This window comes from Dietzia sp. SYD-A1 (genome assembly GCF_015356725.1).
GTDB lineage: Bacteria > Actinomycetota > Actinomycetes > Mycobacteriales > Mycobacteriaceae > Dietzia.
Genome location: NZ_JADDKI010000367.1, coordinates 1 through 6,992 on the forward strand (window position 1 = coordinate 1; position 6,992 = coordinate 6,992).

The 6,992-nt window shown below is 70.4% G+C and carries 6 protein-coding genes and 1 pseudogene; 4 read left to right on the forward strand and 3 right to left on the reverse strand.

The features are described 5' to 3' along the window. Both IY392_RS19505 and IY392_RS13895 read left to right on the forward strand, forming a co-directional pair. The coding region (locus IY392_RS19505) for an ABC transporter ATP-binding protein (protein WP_194861529.1) at positions 1–518 on the forward strand (518 nt) is incomplete at its 5' end. Next, the gene (locus tag IY392_RS13895; protein ID WP_194861530.1) at positions 515–2,341 is read left to right on the forward strand and encodes an ABC transporter ATP-binding protein; all 1,827 of its coding nucleotides are present in this window, start codon (positions 515–517) and stop codon (positions 2,339–2,341) included. The genes IY392_RS19505 and IY392_RS13895, both read left to right, overlap by 4 nt. 191 nt (positions 2,342–2,532) lie before the next feature. Here IY392_RS13895 and IY392_RS13900 read toward each other — a convergent pair whose 3' ends face one another. From IY392_RS13900 to IY392_RS13910, 3 genes are all read right to left on the reverse strand, one after another. Further along, positions 2,533–3,015: a hypothetical protein gene (locus tag IY392_RS13900; RefSeq protein WP_194861531.1), complete on the reverse strand. Its 483-nt coding sequence runs from the start codon at positions 3,013–3,015 to the stop codon at positions 2,533–2,535. Between the two features lie 95 nt (positions 3,016–3,110). Continuing rightward, positions 3,111–3,632, reverse strand: a complete 522-nt coding sequence (locus IY392_RS13905; RefSeq protein WP_182613050.1) for a flavodoxin domain-containing protein — start codon at positions 3,630–3,632, stop codon at positions 3,111–3,113. A 183-nt stretch (positions 3,633–3,815) separates the two neighbouring features. Continuing rightward, on the reverse strand, positions 3,816–5,471 hold the full coding sequence (locus tag IY392_RS13910) for a GAF domain-containing sensor histidine kinase (protein ID WP_194861532.1): 1,656 nt from the start codon (positions 5,469–5,471) through the stop codon (positions 3,816–3,818). Positions 5,472–5,629: 158 nt separating this feature from the next. Here IY392_RS13910 and IY392_RS13915 point away from each other — a divergent pair, with 158 nt between their 5' ends. Continuing rightward, positions 5,630–6,277, forward strand: a complete 648-nt coding sequence (locus IY392_RS13915) for a response regulator transcription factor (protein WP_107756902.1) — start codon at positions 5,630–5,632, stop codon at positions 6,275–6,277. 61 nt (positions 6,278–6,338) lie between these two features. After that, positions 6,339–6,992 (forward strand): annotated as a pseudogene (locus IY392_RS13920) (NAD(P)H nitroreductase); the annotation flags it as partial.

Genomic DNA, 6,992 nt, shown 5'->3' on the forward strand with positions numbered 1-6,992 from the left:
ACCACGTCGTCGTCGCCCCCCACCGCGTCGACCTGTTCGTCGGCACCATCCGATCCAACATCGCGATGCGCCACGACGCCCCGGGTGAGAAGACCCTGGACGACGACGACACCCCGATTTCCGATGAGGTCCTCGCCGCCTCGGCCGTCGCGGAGATCGTCGAGCACCTCCCTGACGGGCTGGACCACGTGGTCCAGGAGGGGGGACGCAACCTCTCCGGCGGGCAGCGTCAGCGGATCGCGCTGGCCCGCGCCCTGCACGCCGACCCGGATGTGCTGGTGCTGCACGACCCGACCAGCGCCGTGGACGCGGTGACCGAGTGGGAGATCGCGCAGGCCGTGCGCCGGTTGCGCTCGAGCCGGCCGTGGCAGGCGACGCTGATCGTCACCTCCTCGCCGCCGTTCCTCGCGACCGCCGACCGGGTGGTCCACCTCCCGCGGAGCGGCGAGGCGAACTCGGGCACCCATCTCGAGCTGCGCGAGACCTCCGCGTCCTACCGGGCGGCGGTCGACCGATGAGCGGCACCGATACCGGCACGCACGCCGACACCACCACCCCGGACAGCCCCGGGGCCCTGGTCACCACCGGGACCCTTCCGCTGGCCAGCGGCCGCGAGTCCCTGGCCGTGCTGTGGCCGCTTCTGAAGGAACGCCGCCTCTACCTGATCCTGGTGTGCCTGACCGGCCTGGTCGCGTCCGTCGCGGGATTGGTGGCGCCGTGGGTGATCGGCTGGCTGGTCGACGTCCTGCCCGGGAGCGAGGACTACACCGCGGTGTGGGTGGGCGCGGGGGCGATCGCTGCCGCCGGCATCGTGGGCGCCGGCTGCGCCTGGGCCGGGCAGGCGTGGCTCGCCCGGTTGACCGAGCCCACGGTGGCTCGGCTGCGCGAGATGGTGATGGACCGCTCCCTGCGACTGGGCGCCGCGCAGATGGAGACCACCGAGACCGGCGACCTGGTCTCCCGCGTGGCCGAGGACGCCCGCGAGATCAGCCAGGCCGCCACCGCCGTCGTCCCGCTGGTGGTGCAGTCCCTGTTCACCGTGATCGTATCGGGGGTCGGCCTGGCAGCGGTCGACTGGCGGCTCGGGCTGGTCGGGCTGGTCGCGCTGCCCATGTACTGGACCACGCTGCGCTGGTACCTGCCCCGGTCCGGACCCATCTACGCGGCGGAGCGGGCAGCCTTCGGCACCCGCGCGAGCCGGCTCCTCGGCGGCATCACCGGGTCCCGGACCCTACACGCCTACGATGCCCAGGACTCCGAGCTCGACCGGATCACCGCGGCCTCGGCCCGAGCGCGCGACCTGTCCATCCGGGTGTTCTCCTTTGTCACCCGCGCCTTCAGTCGCAACAACCGCGCCGAGGTCACGGTCCTCGGGCTGCTGCTGGTCGTGGGGTTCGTCCTGGTGGACTCCGGCACCCTCACCGCCGGCGCCGTGACCACCGCCGCGCTGCTGTTCCACCGGTTGTTCAACCCGATCGGCGCGTTGGTGGGGATGGTCGACCAGGTCCAGTCCGCCGGCGCCTCGCTGGTCCGGATGGTCGGGGTGATCACCATGCCCGTGCCCGACCGCACGGCCACGCTCGGGCCCGTCACCGACCAACCCGGCGACCGGCCCGGCGTCCTCGAGTTGGCCGGCGTCGGGCACTCGTACGGCGAGGGGGCACCGGCCCTGGTCGACGTCGATCTGACCGTCGCGCCGGGTGAGGTGGTTGCCGTGGTCGGCTCGACCGGCGCGGGCAAGAGCACCCTGGCCTTGGTGGCCGCCGGGTCCGTGGTCCCCACCCGCGGGACCGCGCGGATGGGCGGGGTGTCGCTGGCCGAGGTCGACCCGCTCGCCCTGCGTCAGCACATCACCATGGTCTCCCAGGAGGTGCACTCCTTCGCGACGTCGGTCGTCGAGAACGTCCGGGCGCCCCGCCCCGAGGCCGGCCTGGCCGAGGTGCGCGCGGCCCTGCAGACCGTGGGGGCCGACTGGGTGGACGACCTGCCCGACGGCATCGACACCGTGATCGGTGAGGGTGGGCACCCGCTCGACCCGATGCAGGCCCAGATGATCGCCCTGGCGCGCGTGGAGCTGGCCGACCCGGACGTGGTGATCCTCGACGAGGCCACCGCCGAGGCCGGCTCCGCCGGGGCTCGTCGCCTCGACTCCGCGGCCGCCGCAGTGCTGCGGGGCCGGGCGGGACTGGTGGTGGCGCACCGGCTGAGCCAGGCCGCGGCCGCGGACCGGATCCTGGTGATGGAGCACGGCCGGATCGTGGAATCCGGGACTCATGACGAGCTGCTGCACTCGGACGGCAGGTACGCCGAGCTCAGTCGGGCGTGGTTCGGGGGAGAGTGAGGGGAGGGGGTGACCGCCGGTTCCCATGGGGGAGACTCTTCCGGCCCGTGATCCAGGCGGGACGGCGGGTAGTCGTCGCGCACCAGCAGCATGTCGGAGCCGCCCGGTTGACCTCATCAGGACGGCGTTGACCGTGCAGCTTTCCGCATCGCCGGTGATGCCGTGCGCGTGCAGCGCTGATACAGGGCGGTCTAGAGGTAGCTCATCGCGGTGTCCGAAATGTGGATGGACGCGAAAAGAGCTGCCGGGACGAGCGAGGGATAGTTCTGCAGGTACAACCCCACGCAGAGGAAGTAGACCGAGGGCAGAATCGCCATCATCACAAGAATGGTCGGCGTGATCGGCGTGAGAAAGTACAACACCCACAACACCAGGTAACCGAGCAGGGCCAGAGCACCGATGAGGCCGACGACCGCGGTGCCCGGTGTGGATCGTCGTCTCGTGTTGATGACCAGTATGAGCAGGGCGATCATCACCGACTGGCAGACGAGCCCGATCACATGGACCCACGGCGGAAAGGGCGTGTCCGCCGTCATCGGGGAGGAGACCGGGGGGAGGAGCACCCAGAGAACGTTGGGGATCATCGGCAGCAGAACGGCGACACACCCCAGAGGCGAGAAGCCGAGCCTGAACGCCTGTGCAGGGGTGATCACCCTGTCTCGGTTGCTCTGCATCCACCGAGTCTGCCAATAACGTCAACCCCCGGTCTCCACACCATGCGAGCAGTGCCGGGGGTGTGCTCCTCCGACGCCGCCGGCGAAGCGCTGGGTCACTGGAGCCGCGCGGCCACCCTCTGCCCCCACTGCTCTGCGCGGGCGTCTTCGCCTTGGATCAGCTCGGTCTCGGACGTGACCAGGAAGCTCTCGGGCTCGGCGACGAGGCTGAACCCCAGGCTCGCCAGCTTCTTCGAGATCCCCTTGGATGCCCGCCCGGTGAGGATCGCGGGCTTGTCGACGCGGGTGTCGAACGCCGCCGCGGCGCCCTCGCTCCGGGGAAGTCCCCCGAGCCAGTCCCGGATCCCCGGGCCGGCCGCGTCGGGCTCGACCGTCAGCGTGCTGTCCGGTCGGTCGGCGGCCTCGACCGCGCCCTGCCGGGTCGACTCGCGGCTCATCCCGTGGACGTGGGTGGGGCCGCCCACGATCACCAGGTCGTAGGCCGAGGTGTCCTCGTCACCGGCGTGCGAGACGGGGACAGTCGTCACGTCACCCACCTGTCCGACTCCGCGTGCGATCGCATCGGCGATGTCGTGGGTGCAGCCGTACATCGATTCAAAGACGATCAGTGTGCGCATGGTCGTGTGCCTCCCTGCTCGAGCATCGGCGAGCGCTCGTCGCTTCTGACGTGCCCCACCTGGACTTATCACTCGATCCTCATCATCCGCCTCGTGTGGGACTAGCACAATGGAATGCGGGTCGGGGGTGGTCTCGAGATGGCCCGGGAGGGACAGGCCCGGTGGGTGACGACGACGAGGTCGTCACCGACGTGGCACCGACCATCGGATCACCGTTCCCCCGGCGTGCGTCGACGTGGCGAACGTGCCACCGAGGTCGTCGGCGCGTCGCCTGAGGTTGGCCAGTCCGCTCCGGTCGGTCGACTCCTCCAGACCGACCCCGTCGTCGGCCACCTCCACCACGATGTCGTCCCCGATCCCCACGGTGACCGTCATGGACTCGGCCCGTGCGTGGCGGACGACGTTGGTCACCGACTCACGTAGCACCGCGACGACGTGTTCGGCGGTGCGCGGGCCCACCACGGACAGGGGCCCGGAGATGCGGACGCGTGTGCACAGGGAGGAGTCCCCGAGTTGTTGGTCGATCACCTCGTGGATGCGCTGCCTCAGGCGGGTCGTCTGCGTGTCCTCGGTGTGGAGGTCGAAGATCGTCGTGCGGATCTTCTGCACGATGTCCTGGAGGGTGTCGATGGTCCTCGTCAGCCGTTCACGGACATCGGGGGACCGGGTGCGCTGGAGCGTCCCCTGCAAGCTCAGGCCCGCGGCGAAAATGTGCTGGATCACGTGATCGTGCAGGTCCCGCGCGATGCGCTCCCGTTCGGCGAGGACCTCCATCTGCCGGGCGCGGGTGGCGGAGGCCTCCAGGTGGAGGGCGAGCGCAGCCTGGTCCGCGAAGTGGGCGGTCATCTCGACGTCGTCCCGGGTGAAGGCGGGCCGTCCGTCCGCGCGCACTGCCACGAGAACGCCGGTGGTGGCGTCGAACGCGCGCATCGGCGCCGCCAGTACCGGGCCGAACCCGTCGCGAACGGTAGGCGTGACCGCGCGGTCGAGCCAGTGACCACGCGAGGGCTGCCGTGACACGAATGCCGCCCCGGTCGTCGACCCCGCCACGGGAAGCGACACCCCCTCGAATCGGTCCGCCCCGGTCCCGGACGCGACCGAGACGACGAGATGCTCCACCATGTGCGGGGGGCGTTCGGGATCGTCCGGACGCGCGACAAAGACGAGGTCGGCGTTCGCGAGACCCAGAACCCTCCTGGTGATCAGAGCCAGCACCTCGCGGTCGCCGACACCGGCGAGGAGTTCGGTGCGGACATCACGGGCGGCCTCGATCCACCTGAGGCGCGTCTGGGCGTTCTCGTGGTTGCGAGCGTTGTCGATCGCGATTCCCGCCGCCGCCGCGAGCGAGCGGATGACCGTCTCGTCGTCCTCGGTGAAGTGCTCGCCCCGGTTCTTCCCGGCGAGGTAGAGATTCCCGTAGAGCGAGCCCCGCACCCGGATCGGCGCGCCGAGGAACGTGGTCATCGTCGGATGGTGGGAGGGGAAGCCGACCGCGGCGGGATGCCGGCGGAGGTCACGCAGTCGGACCACCTCCGGCTGCGCGATCAGCAGTCCCAACACTCCGTCACCGTTCGGACGTCGGCCGATCCTCTGCCTCGTCTCCTCGTCGATCCCCTCGAAGAGGAAGTCGGACAGGGTCTGGTCTTCGCCGAGCACCCCCAGCGCGCCGTAGCGCGCGTCGAGGAGATCCATCGCGGATCGCACGATGGAACGGAGGGTCGTCTCGAGCCCGAGGTCCGAGGTGATCGCGAGCATCGCGTCGACGAGCGCGTCCCTGCTGTCCCGTGGTGCCCCGGCGACCGGTGGGCGATCGTTCGCGCTCCCCGACTCGGCGGTCATTCCCGAATACTAGGACGCAGAGCGCTCGACGTACGTACCTTTTCGACCCGGGGGACGGCCCTCGCACGACGGGCTTCGTTCCCCTCATGCCGGCTCTTCGGTCTCCGGGCGCTCGTACACTGGCCCCACACCATCACCCGCCCCTGGAGGCGCCCGCGATGACCACGGTTTTCCTCGTCGACGACCATGAGATCGTCCGCCGCGGTCTCATCGAGCTCCTGGACGCCGACCCTGCGCTGTCCGTCATCGGAGAGGCGGGCACATGTGCGCAGGCACTGGCCCGGATACCCGCCCTGCGGCCGGATGTCGCCGTGCTCGACATCCAGCTGCCCGACGGGGACGGCATCGAGCTGTGTCGTGACCTCCTGGCACAGGTGGAGGGGCTGCGCTGCCTGATCCTGACCTCGTACACCCATGACCAGTTGATGCTGGACGCGATCATGGCCGGGGCGAGCGGGTACGTGGTCAAGGACATCACCGGTATGGAACTGGCCAAGGCCGTCGCCGACGTGGGGCGGGGCGCATCGACGTTGGACAACCGGGCGGCCGGCGTGCTCATGGATCGCCTGCGTCGGCGTCGGGAGGACGATGCGGGACCCCTCGCGAATCTGACCACGCAGGAACAGAGACTGCTCACCCACTTGGGTGAAGGGCTGACCAACAAGCAGATCGCGGCGCGGATGTGTCTCGCCGAGAAGACGGTGAAGAACTACGTCTCCAGGCTTCTGGCCAAGCTCGGGATGGAGCGTCGCACCCAGGCCGCTGTCTTCGCCGCCCGGATCATCGACGGGCGCGGCGGGTCGTAGGTCATCCGGGTCGTGCCGTTGGTCCCTGGTCGCGGCCACTCATCCGGTGGACAGTGAGGTGATGACCGGTTCGCCTCGCTCGTCGGCCACCACGGCCCCTGCACCCTCGTCGATCCTCCGTGCCGCCGGACTCGCCTCCCGCGCCCCGTCGCTGCACAACTCGCAGCCCTGGCTGTGGAGCCTGGACGGCCCGCTGCTCCATCTACGTGCCGACCGACGCCGCCATCTGCCCAGCTCGGACCCCGACCGGCGCGGGATCTACCTGAGCTGCGGCATGATGTTGCACCACATGCGGGTCGCGCTGGCGGCCGTCGGGTGGGCCACGACCGTGGAGCGCTTCCCCGACGACGGGGATGCGGACCTCCTGGCGGTTCTGCGCATGACACCGACCCCGCCGACGATCGAGAACCGGCACCTGGCCGCGTCGATGCTGCAGCGCCGCTCGGATCGCCGGCGGTTCAGTTCCTACCCCGTGCCCGAGCACGTCTTCGCCCCGTTGACAGTGCGGGCCGCGCGGGAGGGGGTCGTGCTCGAACGACTCGAGGTGTCGTCGGCGCTGGCCGGCGCCGTCCACGCCGCGGCGCGGATCCACGCGGGTGACGACGCCTACCGGTCGGAGATCGAGGGGTGGAGTGGGTCGTTCCGTGAGGTCGACGGTGTGCCCGCCAGGAACGTACCGCGGTCCTCCGCCTCCGACGGGGCGATCGCCTCGCGG

Bases quoted from the DNA above. Each gene is read 5' to 3' on its own strand.
- IY392_RS13895 (WP_194861530.1), top strand. From the start codon at position 515: ATGAGCGGCACCGATACCGGCACGCACGCCGACACCACCACCCCGGAC.
- IY392_RS13900 (WP_194861531.1), bottom strand. From the start codon at position 3,015: ATGCAGAGCAACCGAGACAGGGTGATCACCCCTGCACAGGCGTTCAGG.
- IY392_RS13905 (WP_182613050.1), bottom strand. From the start codon at position 3,632: ATGCGCACACTGATCGTCTTTGAATCGATGTACGGCTGCACCCACGAC.
- IY392_RS13910 (WP_194861532.1), bottom strand. From the start codon at position 5,471: ATGACCGCCGAGTCGGGGAGCGCGAACGATCGCCCACCGGTCGCCGGG.
- IY392_RS13915 (WP_107756902.1), top strand. From the start codon at position 5,630: ATGACCACGGTTTTCCTCGTCGACGACCATGAGATCGTCCGCCGCGGT.